This is a genomic window from Mesorhizobium sp. M3A.F.Ca.ET.175.01.1.1 (assembly GCF_004791945.1).
Classification (GTDB): Bacteria; Pseudomonadota; Alphaproteobacteria; order Rhizobiales; family Rhizobiaceae; genus Mesorhizobium.
On the sequence record NZ_SRTP01000013.1, the window covers coordinates 159,613 to 177,845 of the forward strand.

General features: G+C 63.0%; 16 protein-coding genes. 9 read left to right on the forward strand and 7 right to left on the reverse strand.

All coding sequences use genetic code 11. From position 1 onward, the window contains the following. Window positions 1-16: 16 nt before the first annotated feature. Both EN818_RS25020 and EN818_RS25025 read right to left on the reverse strand, forming a co-directional pair. Window positions 17-1,495: an aspartate aminotransferase family protein gene (locus tag EN818_RS25020; protein WP_129553836.1), complete on the reverse strand. Its 1,479-nt coding sequence runs from the start codon at window positions 1,493-1,495 to the stop codon at window positions 17-19. Window positions 1,496-1,585: 90 nt separating this feature from the next. Further along, on the reverse strand, window positions 1,586-2,671 hold the full coding sequence (locus tag EN818_RS25025; protein WP_095807012.1) for a pyridoxal-phosphate dependent enzyme: 1,086 nt from the start codon (window positions 2,669-2,671) through the stop codon (window positions 1,586-1,588). Window positions 2,672-2,843: 172 nt separating this feature from the next. Between EN818_RS25025 and EN818_RS25030 the strand changes: the two genes are divergently transcribed. Next, entirely contained in the window at window positions 2,844-4,916 is a 2,073-nt protein-coding gene (locus EN818_RS25030; RefSeq protein ID WP_129553835.1) for a transcriptional regulator, read from the forward strand. A 39-nt stretch (window positions 4,917-4,955) separates the two neighbouring features. Here EN818_RS25030 and EN818_RS25035 read toward each other — a convergent pair whose 3' ends face one another. The 4 genes from EN818_RS25035 to EN818_RS25050 form a co-directional block, all read right to left on the reverse strand. Next, complete coding sequence (locus tag EN818_RS25035) at window positions 4,956-5,993, reverse strand: MBL fold metallo-hydrolase (protein WP_095807013.1); 1,038 nt, start codon at window positions 5,991-5,993, stop codon at window positions 4,956-4,958. A gap of 196 nt (window positions 5,994-6,189) precedes the next feature. Beyond that, window positions 6,190-7,371 (reverse strand): choline ABC transporter ATP-binding protein, encoded by a 1,182-nt coding sequence (choV, locus tag EN818_RS25040; RefSeq protein ID WP_095807014.1) that lies wholly within the window; start codon window positions 7,369-7,371, stop codon window positions 6,190-6,192. Further along, the gene (gene choW, locus EN818_RS25045) at window positions 7,368-8,222 is read right to left on the reverse strand and encodes a choline ABC transporter permease subunit (protein ID WP_095807015.1); all 855 of its coding nucleotides are present in this window, start codon (window positions 8,220-8,222) and stop codon (window positions 7,368-7,370) included. The genes choV and choW overlap by 4 nt, the downstream gene beginning before the upstream one ends. Before the next feature lie 112 nt (window positions 8,223-8,334). Then, entirely contained in the window at window positions 8,335-9,270 is a 936-nt protein-coding gene (locus EN818_RS25050; protein ID WP_095807016.1) for a choline ABC transporter substrate-binding protein, read from the reverse strand. Between the two features lie 235 nt (window positions 9,271-9,505). On the opposite strand from EN818_RS25050, the gene EN818_RS25055 reads away from it, so the two are divergent. Then, window positions 9,506-10,117 carry a thymidine kinase gene (locus EN818_RS25055; protein WP_095807017.1) on the forward strand — a complete coding sequence of 204 codons (612 nt, stop codon included), beginning with the start codon at window positions 9,506-9,508 and terminating at the stop codon, window positions 10,115-10,117. Here EN818_RS25055 and EN818_RS25060 read toward each other — a convergent pair. Continuing rightward, window positions 10,104-10,316 (reverse strand): hypothetical protein, encoded by a 213-nt coding sequence (locus tag EN818_RS25060; RefSeq protein ID WP_129553834.1) that lies wholly within the window; start codon window positions 10,314-10,316, stop codon window positions 10,104-10,106. The genes EN818_RS25055 and EN818_RS25060 overlap by 14 nt on opposite strands. Here EN818_RS25060 and EN818_RS25065 point away from each other — a divergent pair. From EN818_RS25065 to EN818_RS25095, 7 genes are all read left to right on the forward strand, one after another. After that, complete coding sequence (locus EN818_RS25065; protein WP_095807018.1) at window positions 10,315-10,704, forward strand: cytochrome c family protein; 390 nt, start codon at window positions 10,315-10,317, stop codon at window positions 10,702-10,704. The two genes, EN818_RS25060 and EN818_RS25065, sit on opposite strands and share 2 nt — an antisense overlap. Window positions 10,705-11,005: 301 nt before the next feature. Beyond that, window positions 11,006-12,094, forward strand: coding sequence for a hypothetical protein (locus EN818_RS25070; protein ID WP_095807019.1), 1,089 nt, complete (start codon window positions 11,006-11,008; stop codon window positions 12,092-12,094). A 34-nt stretch (window positions 12,095-12,128) separates the two neighbouring features. Next, window positions 12,129-13,274: a hypothetical protein gene (locus EN818_RS25075; RefSeq protein ID WP_095807020.1), complete on the forward strand. Its 1,146-nt coding sequence runs from the start codon at window positions 12,129-12,131 to the stop codon at window positions 13,272-13,274. Window positions 13,275-13,298: 24 nt separating this feature from the next. Beyond that, complete coding sequence (locus EN818_RS25080; RefSeq protein ID WP_095807021.1) at window positions 13,299-15,209, forward strand: AAA family ATPase; 1,911 nt, start codon at window positions 13,299-13,301, stop codon at window positions 15,207-15,209. Then, complete coding sequence (locus EN818_RS25085) at window positions 15,202-16,533, forward strand: DUF6638 family protein (protein ID WP_095807022.1); 1,332 nt, start codon at window positions 15,202-15,204, stop codon at window positions 16,531-16,533. The genes EN818_RS25080 and EN818_RS25085 overlap by 8 nt, the downstream gene beginning before the upstream one ends. A gap of 15 nt (window positions 16,534-16,548) precedes the next feature. Then, window positions 16,549-17,673, forward strand: coding sequence for a DUF2333 family protein (locus tag EN818_RS25090; protein ID WP_129553833.1), 1,125 nt, complete (start codon window positions 16,549-16,551; stop codon window positions 17,671-17,673). A 316-nt stretch (window positions 17,674-17,989) separates the two neighbouring features. Then, window positions 17,990-18,233: formate--tetrahydrofolate ligase (locus EN818_RS25095; RefSeq protein ID WP_135906552.1), on the forward strand; the 244-nt coding region annotated here is incomplete at its 3' end.

Below are 18,233 nucleotides of genomic sequence, written 5' to 3' on the forward strand. Positions count from 1 at the left end.
CTTGAACGGGCTCACGTCAGATGAGGCCCGCAACCTCGACTTCCCTGCCGATGCGAAGCGTTTCACGCACCAGCAGGTCGAGATCGTCGCGCCGCGTGCGGTGATTGGTGATCGCCACTCTCAGGCAATGCCGGCCGTGAATCGTGGTGTCGGACAAGGCGGCGATGCCTTCTTCCTGCAGGCGCAGCATAAGCTCGGTGTTGAAGGCCTTGAGCTGTTCCTCGGAAGCGCCCTCCACCCGATGACGGAAGCAGACGATGTTGATCGTGGTCGGCACTGTTAGTTCGAGCGCCGGCTCTGCTTCGATCAGACTGGCGAGATAGCGTGCCTGCGCGATGTTCTGGTCGATGAGCCGGCCGAACTTCTCGACGCCGTGCTCCTTCAGTGCCATCCAGATTTTTAAGGCGCGGAAACCACGTGATGTCTGCAGACCGAAATCGTGCAGCCATTGCCCTGAGGCGAGACCGCGCGGCGTCGATTCCAGATATTCCGGCGTGACAGCGAAAGCGTTGCGGTGTGCGGATGCGTCGCGCACCAGCGCGCATCCCGCCTCGAACGGCACGTGCAGCCATTTGTGCGGGTCAAGCGCAATGGAGTGGGCCTGCTCGATGCCGGCCACAAGCGACGCGTTCTGCGGCGCGATGGCGATCAGCGCACCGATGCAGCCGTCGACATGGAACCACATGTCTTCCTCGGCCGCCAACGCGGCCAACGATCGAAGATCGTCCAGGGCGCCCGTGTTGACGGTGCCGGCGGTGCCAATCACGCAGGCCGGCTTGAAACCTGCCTCACGATCCTCCGCGATTGCGCGCTTGAGCGCATCGACGTCGATCCGCAACGCGGCATCCGTTGGAATGCGCCGCAGCGCCCGGTTGCCGAGGCCGAGCACCTCCATCGCCTTGCGATGGCAGGAATGGACCTGGTCGGAAGCGTAGAAGCGCAGCGGCTTCGGGATCGCGCCGACGCCACTCTCCCGAACATCGACACCTGCCTTGGCGTTGCGCGCCACGGTCAGTCCGATGATATTGGCCATCGAGCCGCCGCTGACCAGCGTGCCGCTGGCCGAGGCCGGGAAACCGACCATCTCCTTCAACCAGTCGACCACCTGGCTGTCCATCAGCCCGGCGGCATGGTTGCCGCCGCCGAGATTCGAGCCCTGGATCGCCGCCAGGAAGTCGCCGAGCGCGCCGGTGAAATTGCTCGAGCCCATATACCAGGACCAGAAACGCGGATGGATGTTGCCCATCGGATAGGCCATGACATTGCGGGCAACCTCGCCGTAGACGTCGGCGATCAACGACGGTTCGTGCGGCAGCGGTGCTGAAAAGAACGCGCGAACCTCGGCCGGCATCTCGCGCCACACAGGACGTTCCCGCACATCCCGCAGATGTCCGATGGCGTCGTCGACGATCCGGTGCGACAGAGCCTGAACATCGGCCCAGTCCGCCGGATCGAGCGTTTCTTCAGTGGCCATTAGTTCCCGCAAGCTGTCCATGCGATTTCTCCCACAGCCTTTCCCAGATCGGCCGATGTGCAACCAATCACGGCGGCGCCACCCGAAAACGAATGGCGCCGCGACTTGGCTTCAGGCGTCGAACTGGCAGCTCGGCGTCGACCGCGACAGCGCCGTTTCCTCCGCATCCATCTCGGCCTCGATGCCGTCGAAAAGCGGCGTCGACATGTAGCGCTCGCCGGTGTCGGGCAGCATGCACAGGATCACCGACCCGGCCGGCGCAGTTCCGGCGATCTGGCGCGCCACGGCGAAGGTGGCACCGCCTGAGATGCCGGTGAAGATGCCTTCCTGCTGCGCCAGCGCCTTCGCCCATTTGATGCCTTCGGGACCCGCAATCGGCACCACCTCGTCATAGTAGCGCTTGTCGATCGCCTCCTGCAGCACGTTGGGAATGAAGTCCGGCGTCCAGCCCTGGATCGGATGCGGCTCGAAAGCCGGGTGGCTCGCCGCCGGCGCGCCGCCGGCGCCGCGCTCCTGCCCTTTGCCGCTGCCGATCAGCTGCGCGTTGGCCGGTTCGGCCAGCACGATCTTGACCTCCGGTCGCTCGCGGCGCAGCACGCGGCCGACGCCGGCCACCGTGCCGCCGGTGCCGTAGCCGGTGACCAGCACGTCCAGCCTGGAGCCCGCGAAATCGTTGATGATCTCGCGCGCCGTCGTCGCCTCGTGGATAGCGGCATTGGCTTCGGTTTCGAACTGGCGGGCCAGGAACCAGCCATTGGCTTCGGCGAGCTCGACCGCCTTCTTGTACATCCCGAAACCCTTCTGGGCGCGCGGCGTCAGCACCACCTTGGCGCCGAGCATGCGCATCAGCTTGCGGCGTTCGACGGAGAAGCTGTCGGCCATCGTCACCACCAGCGGATAGCCCTTTTGCGCGCAAACCATGGCGAGCCCGATGCCGGTGTTGCCGCTCGTCGCCTCGACCACGGTCTGGCCGGGCTTCAGCTTGCCGCTGCGCTCGCCTTCCTCGATGATGTTGAGCGCCAGCCGGTCCTTCACGGAGGCCGCCGGATTGAAGAACTCGGCCTTGACATAGATCGTCGCATGGGCCGGGCCGAGATTGTTGATACGGATCACCGGCGTGTCGCCGACCGTGTCCAGAATGCTGTCGAACAGCCGGCCGCGACCGGCAGTGGTCCTGATTTTTAACTTCTGCAGCATGGGCTTCTCTCCTCGATATCTCACATGCCGGTTACAAACCGGCGGCTTCGGCGGCGCGGTTTCGACACGTTGCCGCGCTAGGGTTGCTCGACCTGCCGCGGATGCGGCAACGGCGGCATTCCGGCACGGAATGGGGCTGCCGGATGCTTCCTGTCGTCTTTGGTGATAGAACATGGACCAACTGGTGAGCGTTGGAGAGAGCGTGGAAACATACGTGGAATCCACCCGATCGAGCCTGAACGACACCGTCGCCGGCCTGTCCGTACGACTGCTTGGGCAACTGGCGATTGCTCGTGGCGGCGCGCCCGTCACGCTGCCTTCCTCGCGCAAGCTGCGCGCATTGCTTGCCTATCTGGCGCTCGCGCCACACCCGGTCAGCCGCAGCCGGCTTTGCGAACTTCTCTGGGATGTGCCCAACGATCCGCGCGGCGAGCTTCGCTGGTGCCTGAGCAAGCTTCGCGGCGCCTTGGACGAGCCGGGCCGCCACAGGATCGAGACCGAAGGCGACACGGTGGCGCTTCGCCTCGTCGATTTGCATGTCGATGCCCTCGAAGCGGCCGCCGCGGCGACGGAAGGTATCGATACGCTCAGCCTCGAACGCCTGCGGGCGCTCGAGCAACTTTTTGCCGGCGATTTCCTCGACGGGCTGGAGCTCGATCGAAGCCCGCATTTCACCAGCTGGCTGACCGCTCAACGCCGCCGTTTCAGCTCATGCCACGTCGCCGTTCTGGAGCACATCATCGGTCTTCTCCCGCAGGGCGCCGATGAAGCAGGCGTCTATCTGGACAAATGGCTGGAGCTGGCGCCGTTCGACGGGCGCGCGCATGTCGCGCTGCTGGAAAGTCTCGCACGGCGCGGACAGATCGGCGCCGGCGAGGAGCACCTTGCCACCGCGGCGGAGCTGTTCCACTCGGAAGAGCTGGATTTCACCCCGTTGCGCGAGGCATGGCAGGAGATCAGGGCCCGCAACCTCAGCGCGACGCCCTGCGCCCGATCCGGGCTGCCGTTCCTGGCTCCGCAACCGCCGATCGTTGCGGCCGATTCCGAACCGGCTGCGACGCGCCGGGCCTCGCTGGCGGTGATGCCGTTTGCGGAAGCCGCCGGCATCGGCACTTTCCGCGGTGGGCTGGCCGACGGCCTGACGCACGACATCATCACGCGCCTCGCCAAGCTTCGGGATTTCTTCGTCATCGCCCGCGGCTCGGTCTTTGCGCTCGCCGAGAAGGACATCGCACCCGAAGACGCCGGGCGCAGGCTCAATGTCGACTATGTTGCGACGGGCTCGGTCCGCAGCCTGTCCGGCCGCGTCATGGTCGCGGTCGAGCTCGTCGAAGTGCGCACGGCCAGAATTGTCTGGACCGAGACCTTCGAGCACAGGCCGGATGAAATCTTCACCGTCATCGAGGGCATCGGCAACAGCATCGTCTCCTCGATCGCGGCCGAGATCGCGATGGTCGAGCGCAATCGCGCGATGCTGAAGGCGCCCAACTCGCTCAATGCCTGGGAGGCCTATCATCGCGGCCTCTGGCACATGTACCGCTTCACCCGCCAGGAGAACGAACTGGCGCAGCAGTTCTTCAACGAAGCGCTGAAGCTCGACCCCACCTTCGCCCGCGCCTATGCCGGGCTTTCCTTCACCCATTGGCAGAACGCCTTCCAGCGCTGGGGCGATCGCGACCGGGAGGCGGCCCTTGCCTTTGAAAGCGCCGGCCAAAGCCTTCTCGTCGACGACCGCAACCCGGCCGCGCACTGGGCCATGGGCCGGGCGCTATGGATGCGCGGCGACGGGGACGGGTCTTTGCTCGAGCTGTCGAAGGCCGTCGACCTCAGCCCGAACTTCGCGCTCGGCCATTATGCATTGTCCTTCGTGCACTCGCAGTCCGGCGACCCGCAATCGGCGATCGGCTCATCCGACCACTCGCGCCATCTCAGCCCGTTCGATCCGCTGCTGTTCGGCATGATGGGCGCGCGCGCCATGGCCCATGCGCGGCTGGGCGAATTCGAGCAGGCCTCGGAATGGGCCCTGAAGGCGGCAGCCCGGCCCAATGCCCATGTCATTATCCTGGCCATCGCCGCGCATTGCCTGGCTCTGGCCGGGCGACTGGACGAGGCGCGGAAGTTTGCCGCCGCGATCCGCAACACCTTGCCGGATTACCGGGCCGACGATTTCATCGCCACCTTCCGCTTCGATCGTGACGGCCAAGCCCTGTTCCGCAATGGCGCCAAGCTCATCGGATTGCATTGATCCACCGGCAACGCCGGCATCACCTGAACATCGGCACGCCTAGCGCATGAGCGGTCCGCTCGCCTTCCTCCACGCATCGATGCCGCCCTGGATGTGGCGGGCGCTGGCAATGCCGACGTCCTGGGCCGCCTGCACGGCCATCGCCGAGCGTTCGCCGAAGGCGCAATAGAACAGGATCTGCTTGGTCGTCGATTTTGCCAGCTCGTGCAGCATGCCGCCCGGGGTGATGTTTTCCTGCAGCCGCGCATAGGGCAGATGGATCGCGCCCGGAATGACGCCGTGGCGCTCGCGCTCGGTCTGCTCGCGCAGGTCGATCAGCGCCACATCGGGCCGTCCGACCAGCGCCAGCGCCTCTTCGGCGGTCACCGACCAGCCGCGACTGGCGATGTCGTCCTGGTGCAGCCCGACCCTCATATTGGCCGGCACCGCGACATCCATCATCTTCGGGTTGGAAAGCTTCAGATTGTTCATGATCTCGACATATTCGTCGACCGATTTCACCTGCAGGCGCGGGTTGAAAGCTTTCTCCTCGCCGATGGTCGACACGGTCTCCCCCTTGTAGTCGTGCGCCGGGAAGATCAGCGTCTCGTCCGGCAGCTTGAGCAGGCGGCCGAAGATCGACTCATACTGCTGCCGCGGATCGCCGTTCTGGAAATCGGTGCGCCCGGTACCGCGAATGAGCAGCGTATCGCCGGTGAAGACGCGGTCCGGCAGGATGAAGCTGTAGGAATCGTCGGTATGGCCAGGCGTGTAGATGACGTCCAGCGCCAGCCCCTCGATGGCCAGCTTGTCGCCGTCGGCAAGCCGCATTGACACCACGTCCGCCTTGGTCTGCTCGCCCATGACGGTGACGCAATGCGTCTTGTCGCGCAACGCGCCGAGACCGGTGATGTGATCGGCATGGAGATGCGTGTCCACCGCCTTGACCAGCCTGAGATCGAGCTCGTTGACCAGTTGCAGGTAGCGCTCGACCTTTTCCAGCACCGGATCGATGATCAGCGCCTCGCCGCCGCGGCGGCTGGCGAGCAGGTAGGAATAGGTGCCCGAAACGGAATCGAAGAGCTGACGGAAGATCATCCACGCCCCCTTGCGGCTGCCGGCCTAGATCGGCTCCCCGGCAGCATAAGACAAGCATGGGATGCCCGCCAGCGGAACACCCCATGCTAGGCCTAAAGGCTGAGGCTTCATGCAGTCGCCCACAAGTGTGCAGCGGTTCTGGCGACATGCAAGCACCAACGCGCGTCGCCTCACTCCGCTCGGCACGACGCGCTTTCTAGCGCCGTAAGACCGCGCTCAGCACGTCCCGGACGCCGATCGCGCCGACGAAGCGCGACTGCTCGTCGAACAGCGCCACCGGCGCTGTCTGCGACCGGTGCATGGCCAGCATCACCGTCTTCAGAGACGTGCCGGGATTGGCCCAGAACACTTGACCGCCTTCGTCCGGCTGCCTCTCGACATCGGCGCAGGACACCCAAACCGCAGGCTTTCCGTGGCGTTCGGCCGCCGTCACCAGCCCATGCTCATCGATCTTGAAGCGCGTCGTCTTGCGGCGGTCGAGCCACACCCAGCCATTCTCGCCTTGTTCGAGATCCCGCCGGTCGCGCATCACGTTCCAAGCTGTCAGCACCGAAAGCGGATTCACATTGGCGATGAAGTCCCGGACGTAGTCGTTGGCGGGCCTGAGCACGATGTCTTCGGGCGCACCGGTCTGGACGATCCGACCGCCCTCCATGATTGTGATGTGGCTGCCGATCTTCAGCGCCTCCTCGAGGTCGTGGCTGACGAAGATGATGGTCTTCTTCAGCTCCGCCTGAAGCTGCAGAAGCTCGTCCTGCAGCTTGGTGCGGATCAGCGGATCGAGCGCCGAGAACGGCTCGTCCATCAAAAGGATCGGCGCCTCGGTGGCGAAGGCCCGAGCAAGACCGACACGCTGCTGCATGCCGCCCGAAAGCTCATGCGCGTATTTCTTCGACCACTGGTCGAGGTTGACGAGCTGAAGCTGCTTTCTGACCCGCTCCTTGCGCTCGGCTTCCGGCACGCCGGCAAGCTCGAGGCCGAAGCCGACATTTTCCTCCACGGTGCGCCATGGCAGCAGACCGAACTGCTGGAACACCATCGCGACCTGCTTCTGCCGCAACCGCCGCAACGTCGCTTCGTCGCACGTCACGACGTCGACGGTGCGGTCGCCGTCCTTGACCAGCACCTGCCCGCGCGACACGACATTGAGCCGATTGACGGCCCGGAGCAGCGTCGACTTGCCGGAGCCCGACAGGCCCATCAGCACCGAGATCTCGCCTTCATGCACGGTGAGGCTTGCACCCGCGCAGCCCAGCACATTGCCGGTCTTTTCGAGGATCTCGGCGCGGCTGGCCCCTTGATCGATCAGCGCCAGCGACCCAGCCTGGTCGGCGCCGAAGACGATATCGACATTCTTGAAATCAACGGCGACGGTCATTTCTTGCCTCCAACGCCGATGCGGGTCATGCGGTCGAGCACGATAGCGAGCACGACGATGGCGAGGCCGGCTTCAAGTCCGAGATCGATGCGGCGCGAGCCGAGCGCGCGGTTGATTTCAGTGCCGAGGCCGCCGGCGCCGATGAGCGCGGCAAACACCACCATCGACAGTGACAGCATGATCGACTGTGTCAGTCCCGCCATGATGGTGGGCAGCGCCGAGGGCAATTCAACCTTCCATAAAAGCTGGCTCTTGGTGGCGCCAAAGGATTCGCCGGCCTCGATGATCGCCTTCGGCACCGAGACGACGCCCAGATGGGTAAGTCTGACGGCGGTCGGGATGACGAAGATGATGGTGACGATCAGGCCGGGCGCATTGCCAAGGCCGAACAGGGTCAGCACCGGGATCAGGTAGACGAAGGTCGGCAGCGTCTGCATCAAGTCCAGCACAGGCAGCATGAAGCGATAGACCTTCGGCTTATGCGCCGCCCAGATGCCGAGCGGCACGCCGATCGCCATGGCCATGGCAGCCGCCGCTACCACCAGCACCAGCGTTTGCACCGTCTGCTTCCATAGGTTCTGGTTGATGATGAAGAGAAGGCCGATGAAGACCGCGATGGCCAGCGGCCGCGAGCGCTGCAGGAACCAGGCGATGACGGCTATGACCAGCGCCAGGAGCACCGGCGGCACCAGGAGCAGAATGTCGACCAGACCGTCGAGCAGGAAATTCAGGCCGTTGGAAAAAGCCCTGAAGATGGTGTCGAAATTGTCGGTGAGAAACCCGAAGAAAGCCTTTCCCCACGGACCTATGGGGATTTTGTAGGCGACCAGAAATTTCGAAATTGGATCCATCTTCCCCTCATTGATCTTCGCTGTCCTTGCCGGACAGTCTCACAGCATATGAAAAAGGGCAGCCTTTTCCAGTGGCTGCCCTTCATTCGATCATGCCGACCTCAAAGCCGGCTCAGCCCCCGAGCGCGGTCTTGACCGCGGCGGCGGCGTCGCCGCCGTCGAAGGTGGTGACGCCGGCGATCCAGGGCGTCACTGCATCCGGATGCTTCTTCAGCCAGTCCGTCGCGACGGTGTTGGCATCGCCACCCTTGAGGATGGCGTCCATCATTTCGCCTTCCATGTCGAGATTGAACTTGAGATTGGCGATGAATTTGCCGACGTTCGGACACTCGGTGGTGTAGCCCTTGCGCACGTTGGTCGAGACGGTCGCGGCGCCGAAGCCGCTGTCGCCCATGCCGTCGAGGTAGGTGATCTTCATGGCCCCCATGACGGGATGCGGCGTCCAGCCGAGGAAGGCGATCCATTCATTGTTCTTCATCGACTGCTCGGCCTGCGTCAGCATGCCGGCCTCCGAGGATTCCACCAGTTCGAAGCCTTCCAGATTGTCCTTCGGGTTCTTGATCATGTCGAGGATGATGCGGTTGCCGTCATTGCCGGCCTCGATGCCGTAGATCTTGCCGCCGAACTTGTCCTTGAACTTGCCGAGGTCGGTCAGCGTCTTGACGCCGGCATCCGCGACATAGGTCGGCACGACGATGCCGTAACCGGCGCCAGCGAGGTTCTGGCTGATGGTTTCGACCGAACCGTCAGCAGTATAGTCCTTGATGTCGTTGGTCATCGACGGCATCCAGTTGCCGAGGAAGACGTCGAGGTCCTTGTTCTTCAGCGAAGCATAGGTCACCGGCACCGAAAGCTGGATCACCTGCGGCTCGTAGCCGAGCGCGGTGAGCAGCACCGACGCCAGACCGGTCGTGGCCTGGATGTCGGTCCAGCCGACATCCGACAGCCGCACGGCCTTGCAACTCGCCGGATCGCCCGCGTAAGCAGCGGTCGTAGACAGAAGCGCCGCCAGGCCGAGCCCGGCGACGAAAGATTTCATACGCGACATCAACTTTTCTCCCATTGCGATTCTTAGGCGATGCGAATTCACGGTTCTTGCGCCGCCTTGTTTCGTCAGCCAAACATCATTTTGAAGTGGTTTCAAGCGGTGCCACATCACGATGAACGCCGCGCGCTGGCCATTCAGCGACATGCCGTCGCTTTTCCGATAGGTGTCGCTTTTTTGGTGGACGGTGCAGCCGCCCCCTCCCCGCCGCTCGGCAAGTCGTCTTAAAAGGACAGCCATGGCAAAGCTGTATTTCCACTACGCGACGATGAACGCCGGCAAGACGACGATGCTCCTGCAGGCGTCCTACAATTATCGCGAGCGCGGCATGACGACGATGCTGTTCGTCGCCGGCCACTATCGCAAAGGTGACAGCGGGCTGATCTCGTCGCGCATCGGCCTCGAGGCCGAAGCGGAGATGTTTCGCGACGGCGACGATCTCTATGCCCGTGTCGCCGAGCATCACCAGCACCAGAACGTCCATTGCATCTTCGTCGACGAAGCGCAGTTCCTCGAGGAAGAGCAGGTCTGGCAGCTTGCCCGCATCGCCGACCGACTTAACATTCCGGTCATGTGCTATGGCCTGCGCACGGACTTCCAGGGCAAGCTGTTTTCCGGCTCGCGCGCGCTGCTCGCCATCGCCGACGAGCTGCGCGAAGTGCGCACCATCTGTCGCTGCGGCCGCAAGGCGACGATGGTGGTGCGCCTCGGCCCCGACGGCAAGGTTGCGCGACAGGGCGAGCAGGTGGCAATCGGCAAGGACGTCTACGTCTCGCTCTGCCGCCGGCACTGGGAAGAAGAGATGGGCCGCACCTTGCCCGACGATTTCATCGGCTTCATGAAGCGTTGAGCGGATCGGCCGCGTCACGTCGCATAAATCGCCAGCCGAGCCGCATGCCAAGCGTCGCCAGCGCGATCAACCGCCACGCCCGTGTCGGCCCGAGTGCATGCGCCTGATCCGCAGAGATCGCGCCGCCATCGCGAGCGTAGCGTTTGTTAAGGCTTCGGCCGTATAAGGCCGAGAGCCAGAATTCTTCGGGATCAGCCATGCTTCGCGCCATTTCGTCTGCCGTCATCTTCCTGCTTGCCGGCGGTCTTGCCGCGCATGCGGGTGGCGACGCGGCGCTCGGCAAGAAGGTCTTCAATCGCTGCATCGCTTGCCACGAGGCGGCGACCGACCGCGACAGGGTCGGCCCGCATCTGATGGGCGTCGTCGGGCGCAAGGCCGGCTCGGCGGAAAGCTTCGCCAGCCACTATTCGCAGGCCATGAAGGAGGCTGGCGCGGCCGGGCTCGTTTGGGACGAAGCCAACCTAGCCGAGTATCTCAAGGCGCCCAAGCAGAAGGTTCCCGGCAACAAGATGGGCTTCAGCGGACTGACCAGCGACGAAGACATCGCCAATGTGATCGCCTATCTCGAGGCCGACCCGAAACCGTGAGCAGCGCCAAGAGGCTGGCATCGGCCATGTTTGAAGCGATCATTTCGGCGACAATTCGATGGTATGCCTCAAGCGGACTAAGGCGCCGTAAAAACAGGAAGTTAAGTCATATCAGCTAAAGCCGGACGAAGGCGACGCGCACTACTGGCGCCATTGGCATGCTTGCCTTGTCTTTCAAGGGCCTGAGCAATTCTTTTGTTTTGACGCGCCTCCTTGTCTTCCTTCTTTCAATCGCCTGAGGCGCCACATATATTCGCCGCCACGTGCGACACGAAACCGGATGCCGAAGCGGGAGGCCCCTATGGCGACATTGCAGAATTTCGATGCCGAGATTGCCAAGACCAAGCAGGTCGTCGATGACATGCGCACCAAGATCGAGCAGTCCGGGACAGTGCTCGATACACTCGCCCAGGCCGACAAGAAGATCGGCGACGCCAATTTCGACATCGAGAACGCCCGCATCGAAGACGTGGTGAAGCAGCAGAAGATCATGGAAGGCAACATTGCCGACCTGATCATCGGGCTTGAGGACGCCACCAATGTCTTCGGCGCCGAATTCGAGAGCATGAAGAACTATACCGGCTGGGAAAACTTCGTCGGTGTCTTCTCGGAGCAGAGCAAGCAGCGCATGCGCACGGACCGCGTACGCAACATGTCGCTAGCCGGCAACCTGCAGGAACTGCTCGCCAAATCCGACACCATCGTCGGCATCCTGAAAGCCCAGAAGCAGATCCTCGACCAGCGCTACAAGACGTCGGAGGCCAGCCTGTCGCAGGTTATCGAACGCCGCAAGGCGACCATGGCCAACCTCGAGGCGGTTCAGAAGCGCATCGAGGAGTTGAATCCGATGCTGCTCGACATCGAGAACAAGATCGCCGCTTCCACCAGCCAGAAAGATCGCACCCAGCTCGAAGGCGAGCGCTCGAAAATGGCGACCGAATACAACGAGAAACAGGCCAAGGAGCAGGAGCTGCTCGCCGAGAGCCAGACGCTGGAGCGATATACCTCGATGTTCCAGACCTTCGTGGACTCGCTGAACAATCAGATCGCGGCGCAGTCGACGCTGATCAACAAGCTGACCATCGATACCGAGCAGCGCATCGTCCTCTACAAGGCGCTGGAAGATTCGCTGAAGACGGCCGCCCAGCAGGACGTGGCCCACAAGATCAACACGCTGGGCAGCCAGGTCGACAACACGGCCGAAGAGACGATGGCCGGCATCGGCGCCGCCTCGCAGAAGCACATCGGCGACCTGCTCGAGATGCATGAGAAGAACATGGTGGCGAGCGCCGACATCCAGCGCCGCAAGAAGCTGGCTGACGATGCCTTCGCCCGCCGCTTCGACGAGGTGATGAAGAAGCACAATTCGGCGAACTACGTGCAGCAATAGGCGGCGCGCCCGCAGTCTTTTCCAGGGCAGCGAAATGACCCCTGAAAACGAAGCGGCGGCACGCTATTTCTCCGCCATCACGGCGGCGCTGAGCGGGCTGGAAGTGTTCATGCGCGACGACCGCTCGCCGCTCTACCGGCATGGCATCGTGGCCAGGATCGTCGCCGAATACATCGCCCGTCTGGACAAATCCTTCGCCTGCTGGCGCAACCGGCTCGGCTTCATGGACACGTTCCGGATTTCGCGTGCCGACAGCGGCTATCCCGTCTTCCAGAACCTGCTTGAACTGGAGAACGATCGCCGCCAGGCCGATGCGCGACTTGCCAATATCCCGCTGGCCGGCGAGTTGCGCGACGAGATGGCCGACTTCATCCTGCGCCACAAGGAATTTCCGGAAGCGCTGCAGAGGTCGATGGCCGAGCGCCTCTACCTTGAGGATGTCAAGAGCGAGGCGACCTTCGGCCCGTTCATTCTTGCGCAGACGGCGAAGGTCTCGGTCAACCCCAAGACCTTGCGGCCCTATTACCTCGTCCACTGGGCCTCGTTCGACGGCACCGCCAACCTGCCGCTGATCTATATGGTGACCGTCGAGGACTCCTCGGAGAGCATGATACGCCAACTGGTCGATGCCAATGGCAAGCTGAACGAGCGGGTCGAGATTCCGCTTCCTGTGGACGGCCTGCTCAATCCCGAGCTCGCGCACCGCTTCGACGACTTCACCGAGAAGAACTCGGCCTATTCCCTGTCGCCGGCGACCATCGCGGTCAATCTCGACAAGGATTTCGAACCACTGCATCCCAAGCAACTCCGGCGCGTCGTGCTTGGCCCCTTCTATTCCGCCGGCATCACCGAGAACAATTCGACCGTGGCCGAGGTTCTGTCCAAGGTGCGCAAGCCCGAGAATGCCTGGCTGCTCACCTGGACCATCCAGGAGGTCTATTCCAAGGGCGAGAAGCCGGGCCGCAAGGGTCTCTTCTCCAGCGAGAAGTCGACACAGGAATTCTTCATCGACACCGACAATCTCGAAGCCGCGCGACAGGGCGTTTCGAGCTACGAGAACCATGCGCTGATCCCGCACGAGGCCTACCAGGCGCTCTATGCAGCCGGCGAGGCACAGCGGATTTTTTCCGGCTACAAGGTCCACATCCTGTCGAACGGGCAGGTCATCAGCGATGTGTGACCGTCAAACCGCGGAGCATCCTTCATGGACACCGGCCTGACCACCATCCCCGAAGCGGCAATCGAGAAACACCGCGCCACGGCGCAGAGCTTCATCACCCGTATTGTCGTGCTGGAGGACCCTTCGCGCGAATCCGGTACCGTGCTCGCCGGCACCAACCGCCGTTTCGTCTCGACCGTGTCGGTCGGCTCGGTACGGCGCACACGCGAGGTCGAGCTGTCGAAAACGGTGGCCGCGGTGCATCCCGACGACCAGTTGATGACCATCCCGCAGCACACGCTGCTCTACCGCGCCCGGCGCGGCCTGGCGATCGCGCTCGCCATCTCGGATGTCTTCGCCGAAGGTTCCGACCTCGAAAGCCTGCAGGCGAAGAATGCGCGCGCACCGCTCGAAGGCGACGAGGCTGCGACCTTCAAGAAGCTCCTGTCGGCCTCTGCCTATGTTTCGGCGTTCAGCCTTGCGTCCTATCTGTTCCAGCTTATCGACAGCGACGGCGAAGCGCCGAACGACATCCCCGAACCCGACTTCCTCTTCGACACGCCGCAGGATGCGGTGAAGTCGATCGTGGCTGGCCTCGACAAGGCGATTGCCGGCTCGAAGGACGATGCCGACCTGATGACGCGGGCGCGCGCCTTTGCCCGCGTCGCCATCGACGGCCTGCTCGCGCGAAAAGGCCGCTTCGACGGCATCGGGCCGTTCGAGAACGCTCACATCCGCATCGACGTGGACGATTTCACCCTCGACGGCTTCGACGTGGCGCCCGGCAAGCGATCGAAGCCGCTGGTGATGACCTTCAAGAAGCCGGAAGAAGTGGTCGGCAACCACATCGCCAAATTCCAGTCGGTCAGGCTCGCCAAGATGCTCATGGCCTATGACTTCGAGCGCGAGCTCAATCCCTTCGTCGAGCTCGGCGGCTTCCTGTTCACCTTCATTGGCGACGGCGCGCCGGGCACCGGCAAGACGACGCTGATCCAGATGATCGCCGGCCTCGTCAACGGCTACTGCCAGGTCGCCGGCTATCCCTTCGCCTACGAGAATTTCGGCGTCGATCAGATCTCGTCCTACCAGGGCAAATCCGGCCAGAACTGTCGCCAGTTCATCAACAACGTGCTCAATCCGCGCGCCATTGGCTTCGGCACCATCGACGACATCGACCAGGTGGCGGCGCGTCGCTCCGACGACCGCGCGTCGGCCGGCCAGCAAGAGATCACAGGCGTCTTGATGGACGCCTTTGCGGGCGCCTCGACGGTGGTACGCGGCAATTGCTCCTTCGGCATGTTCTCCAACTACCCCGAGAACGTCGACGACGCGCTGCGCCAGCGCGCCGGCGCCCGCTGGCTGGTCGACGGCCCGCAGACCCGCGACGACTACATCGACATTTTCGTGCTGCTCGCCGGCAAGAACCACAAGATCCCGCTGGGCAATCACAAGCTCTATGCGGCGCAGGAGATCCAGCGCGCCGTGGCCGAGGCCTATGAGGAGCATGAGAAGCCGCAGGAAGACGGGCTGATGAAGGTCTATGAGCGCTACATGAAGGAGAACGGCGCGCCGAAGACGCTGGCCGATATCGGCACCTATCTGCACATGATCAAGGACGCCGAGCCGCGCTTCACCGGCCGCGCCATCAAGAACGTCACCGACGCCATCAAGATGCGTGCCATGGACATCGAGCTGCCAGACGACTGGTTCGAGAAGCCGGAAGCCTTCATGCACAAGAGCTACGACGACAAGAAGGCGATGATCGAGGAACTGCGCGGCCCGTTCTCGATGGAGATGGTCATGCAGGAGATCAACCGCTATGCCGATTCCGAATTCCGCTATTCCGACAAATCCGATGACGCGGCGGTCGAGAAGCTGCTGCGCGACGCACGGCTGCGCGAACGCGCCGCTCGCGAGATGGACGAGCTGAAGAAGAAGGGCCTGTGGGATGCGTAGACCTTCGTCGGCGGCGGGCACGCCCGCCACCCAAAAACCCGACCTTCTGCGCGACAACGAGCTGATCTATGGCAGGCTGCTTCCTGTCGACGAACCGCATCTCATCCAGCGCTACAACAAGGCGCTCGTCGCCTTCGGCCTTGAGCCCACCAAGCTGCAGAGCTTCCAGATCGACCGCACCGGCTTCTCGCCCGAGATCGCCGAGGAGTGCGGCGACCATGACTATCTCGATCCCAACGAGGTCAACCGCCGCTTCATCATCCTGACGCCGGCGCAGATCGACCTGCCGGTGGTGCACACCGCCTTCTCCAACACCTCGCAGCTGATGTTCGAGTTCATGTCCAAGAACCGGCGCGCCATCGATGCGCTGACCATCAAGGACGTCATCTACGGCGAGATCGAGGACTCCGTTCCCAAGGTCAACGACATCGAGGACCTGCTGTCGATCAACCAGGTCGAGTTCAAGGTGCTGTCGGCCGAGGATGTGCTGGGCAAGGCGGCCGAGCTCGGCAAGCTGGTCGACCGGCTGAAGCAGGAGCCCGATGCCTGGCGCGACAATGCCATGCTTGAGCGCATGGTCGACTTGGCCAAGGTCTGCGGTGATATCCGCGAGAACGCGCTGGTCCCCGACCAGGTGATCTTTCGCCACAACGCGTACTGGACCAGCCATTTCGGCGGGCTTTACGTGTTCGTCGACCCTGATCTGACCACCGTCATCAGTGACCCGGCCGCGCCCGGCTTCCGCCGCTCGCGCCCCTGGCAGGTGAGTTATCTGTCGATCAACGACGCCGACAGGGTGTTCCGCTTCCTCGCCGAAACCGGCCGCCTCGACCTGCCCCGCGCCTCCTGGATCGAAGCGTCAGGTTACCTCGAGCACCGCGCCGAGATGGTGGTCCGGGCGCTGATCCGCGAAGCCGAGCCCAACCGCAACCTGACCAACGTGGACAAGGTCTGGCTGCAGACCTGGATCCATGGCCATGCAGACCTGATCACCCAGGACGGCAACTTCCCTTTCCTTAATGCAGCCAAGCGCGAAATCGCCCAGTTTGGCCATCTCAAGGTCGAGGACGTCCCTCCGCGCCAGCGGTTCCTGGTCGTGCGCGCCAGGCCCGATCACCCCGATGCCTGGCTGACCAACCAGCTGATCTCGGATTTCGTGCCGCAGGATTTCGTCTCGCGCTACGTCTTCAACAAACCTGGTTTCTACCGGGACTTCGACGGCTTCAGCGACGCCTGGCGATCGCATGTTGTCGACGTTCTGAAAACCACATATTTGAAGGACAAGGCGGCGTTCCGGACGCGCCTTTACGGCTTGACTGATTGAGGGGTGACGAGAGCCATGCTTGATCCGATCGTGAGTTTCTTCACCCGAATCTTCCAATGGATCGGCCGCGGCATCGGCGTCGTCATCGGCATCCTCCTGTGGCCGTTCGTCTGGGCGGGCCGCTGGTATGGCCAGCGCGGCTGGATCCTGAAGGCCGTCGTGGGCCTCGCCCTTCTGGTGCTGATCGGCCTCTACGCCAACTTCTTCTACGCCACCCAGTGGTGGAACAGTTTCGACCCGAACTATCCCGACAAATACACCTTCGAGAAGCGCAACGTTTCGGCCGGCGAGCAGGTCACGGCCGGCGCCGGCACCGACACCGCCAAGACCTGCGGCAACTCCGCCGTCGCCCAGGTGGCTGCCGATTTGACCGACTTCAATGTCAATCAGAATGCCTGGGTCTCCTCGATGATCCTCTACAAGCTCGGCTTGTTCGGCGTCGACTGGGACCATACCCCCTGGATGGACAACAAGGCTTCCTTCCAGCGCGGCATCAACCAGGCCGTGCGCCGCACCGCGACCGAGCTTGCCGACAATCTCGGCCGCGTCCGCACCACCTCGCAGATCGACGCAGACCTGCAGGACGCGCGCGGCAATCTGCAGTTCGATGAGGAAACCTGGTATTTCGGCCTGAACCCGTTCGGCCCCAAAACGCCGACGCCGAGCTACTACCGCGATGCCGTGCGCAAGCTGCGCTCCTTCAATGCCCGGTTAGCCGCCTGCCAGGCGACGTTCGATGCCCGCGCAGACAATCTGAAGCAGTATATCGACCGCATTTCCAGCGACATCGGCTCGACATCGGCGATCCTCAAGGAGCGCGCCGAGAACCACAATAATGGCTGGTTCGATTTCCGCGCCGACGACCGCTTCTGGTTCGCCTACGGACAGCTTTATGCCTATTACGGGCTGATGAAGGCCGCCCAGGCCGACTTCGAGGACGTGATCAAGGAAAAGCACCTGCAGAACCTTTGGGACACGATGGACTCGCAATTCGTCTCGGCGCTGCGCATTCAGCCCCTCATCATCGCCAATGGCCGCGAGGACGGCTGGCTGCTGCCGACGCATTTGACGACCATGGGCTTCTACATACTGCGCGTGCGCTCCAACATGGTCGAGATCAGCAATGTCCTGAGCCAATAGCGCGAGAGCCGACCGTCGGGCGATGGCGGATTTGCGGCGTCGCTTCTGTCGCTTTTCGCGCATTGCACGGCTGTTTTGAGACTGCGGAACGGCAATCGCTCTGGCTTCTATACGGCCCAACGACCAGGGGCCAAAGACGCCGCGAAGGTCGATCGGCAACAGCAATCGTCTTTCTTTGCAGGAAACTTATTTGCATGAAAGTTGACGCCGCGACAGCGACAGGGTTAGAACATGCCCTTGCGTCCGGGCGGCGTTTCGAGCATGCACAAATCATCGAACCCCTCCCCTCCACTGCCCAATCCAGAGGAAAGCCGTCATGGCCGAAGTGAAGTCCGACATCGAAATCGCGCGCGCCGCCAAGAAGAAGCAGATCCAGGAGATCGGCGCCAAGATCGGCATTCCGCACGAGCATCTTTTGCCCTATGGCCATGACAAGGCGAAGGTCTCGGCCGAGTTCATCAAGTCGGTGAAGGGCAACCGGGACGGCAAGCTGATCCTGGTCACCGCGATCAACCCGACGCCGGCCGGCGAGGGCAAGACCACGACCACGGTCGGCCTCG

Excerpts from the sequence above, each read along its gene's own strand:
- choV (WP_095807014.1), bottom strand. The coding sequence starts at position 7,371 with ATGACCGTCGCCGTTGATTTCAAGAATGTCGATATCGTCTTCGGCGCC.
- EN818_RS25080 (WP_095807021.1), top strand. The coding sequence starts at position 13,299 with ATGGACACCGGCCTGACCACCATCCCCGAAGCGGCAATCGAGAAACAC.
- EN818_RS25050 (WP_095807016.1), bottom strand. The coding sequence starts at position 9,270 with ATGTCGCGTATGAAATCTTTCGTCGCCGGGCTCGGCCTGGCGGCGCTT.
- EN818_RS25035 (WP_095807013.1), bottom strand. The coding sequence starts at position 5,993 with ATGATCTTCCGTCAGCTCTTCGATTCCGTTTCGGGCACCTATTCCTAC.
- EN818_RS25060 (WP_129553834.1), bottom strand. The coding sequence starts at position 10,316 with ATGGCTGATCCCGAAGAATTCTGGCTCTCGGCCTTATACGGCCGAAGC.
- EN818_RS25070 (WP_095807019.1), top strand. The coding sequence starts at position 11,006 with ATGGCGACATTGCAGAATTTCGATGCCGAGATTGCCAAGACCAAGCAG.
- choW (WP_095807015.1), bottom strand. The coding sequence starts at position 8,222 with ATGGATCCAATTTCGAAATTTCTGGTCGCCTACAAAATCCCCATAGGT.
- EN818_RS25055 (WP_095807017.1), top strand. The coding sequence starts at position 9,506 with ATGGCAAAGCTGTATTTCCACTACGCGACGATGAACGCCGGCAAGACG.
- EN818_RS25030 (WP_129553835.1), top strand. The coding sequence starts at position 2,844 with ATGGACCAACTGGTGAGCGTTGGAGAGAGCGTGGAAACATACGTGGAA.
- EN818_RS25090 (WP_129553833.1), top strand. The coding sequence starts at position 16,549 with ATGCTTGATCCGATCGTGAGTTTCTTCACCCGAATCTTCCAATGGATC.
- EN818_RS25075 (WP_095807020.1), top strand. The coding sequence starts at position 12,129 with ATGACCCCTGAAAACGAAGCGGCGGCACGCTATTTCTCCGCCATCACG.
- EN818_RS25025 (WP_095807012.1), bottom strand. The coding sequence starts at position 2,671 with ATGCTGCAGAAGTTAAAAATCAGGACCACTGCCGGTCGCGGCCGGCTG.
- EN818_RS25085 (WP_095807022.1), top strand. The coding sequence starts at position 15,202 with ATGCGTAGACCTTCGTCGGCGGCGGGCACGCCCGCCACCCAAAAACCC.
- EN818_RS25065 (WP_095807018.1), top strand. The coding sequence starts at position 10,315 with ATGCTTCGCGCCATTTCGTCTGCCGTCATCTTCCTGCTTGCCGGCGGT.
- EN818_RS25020 (WP_129553836.1), bottom strand. The coding sequence starts at position 1,495 with ATGGACAGCTTGCGGGAACTAATGGCCACTGAAGAAACGCTCGATCCG.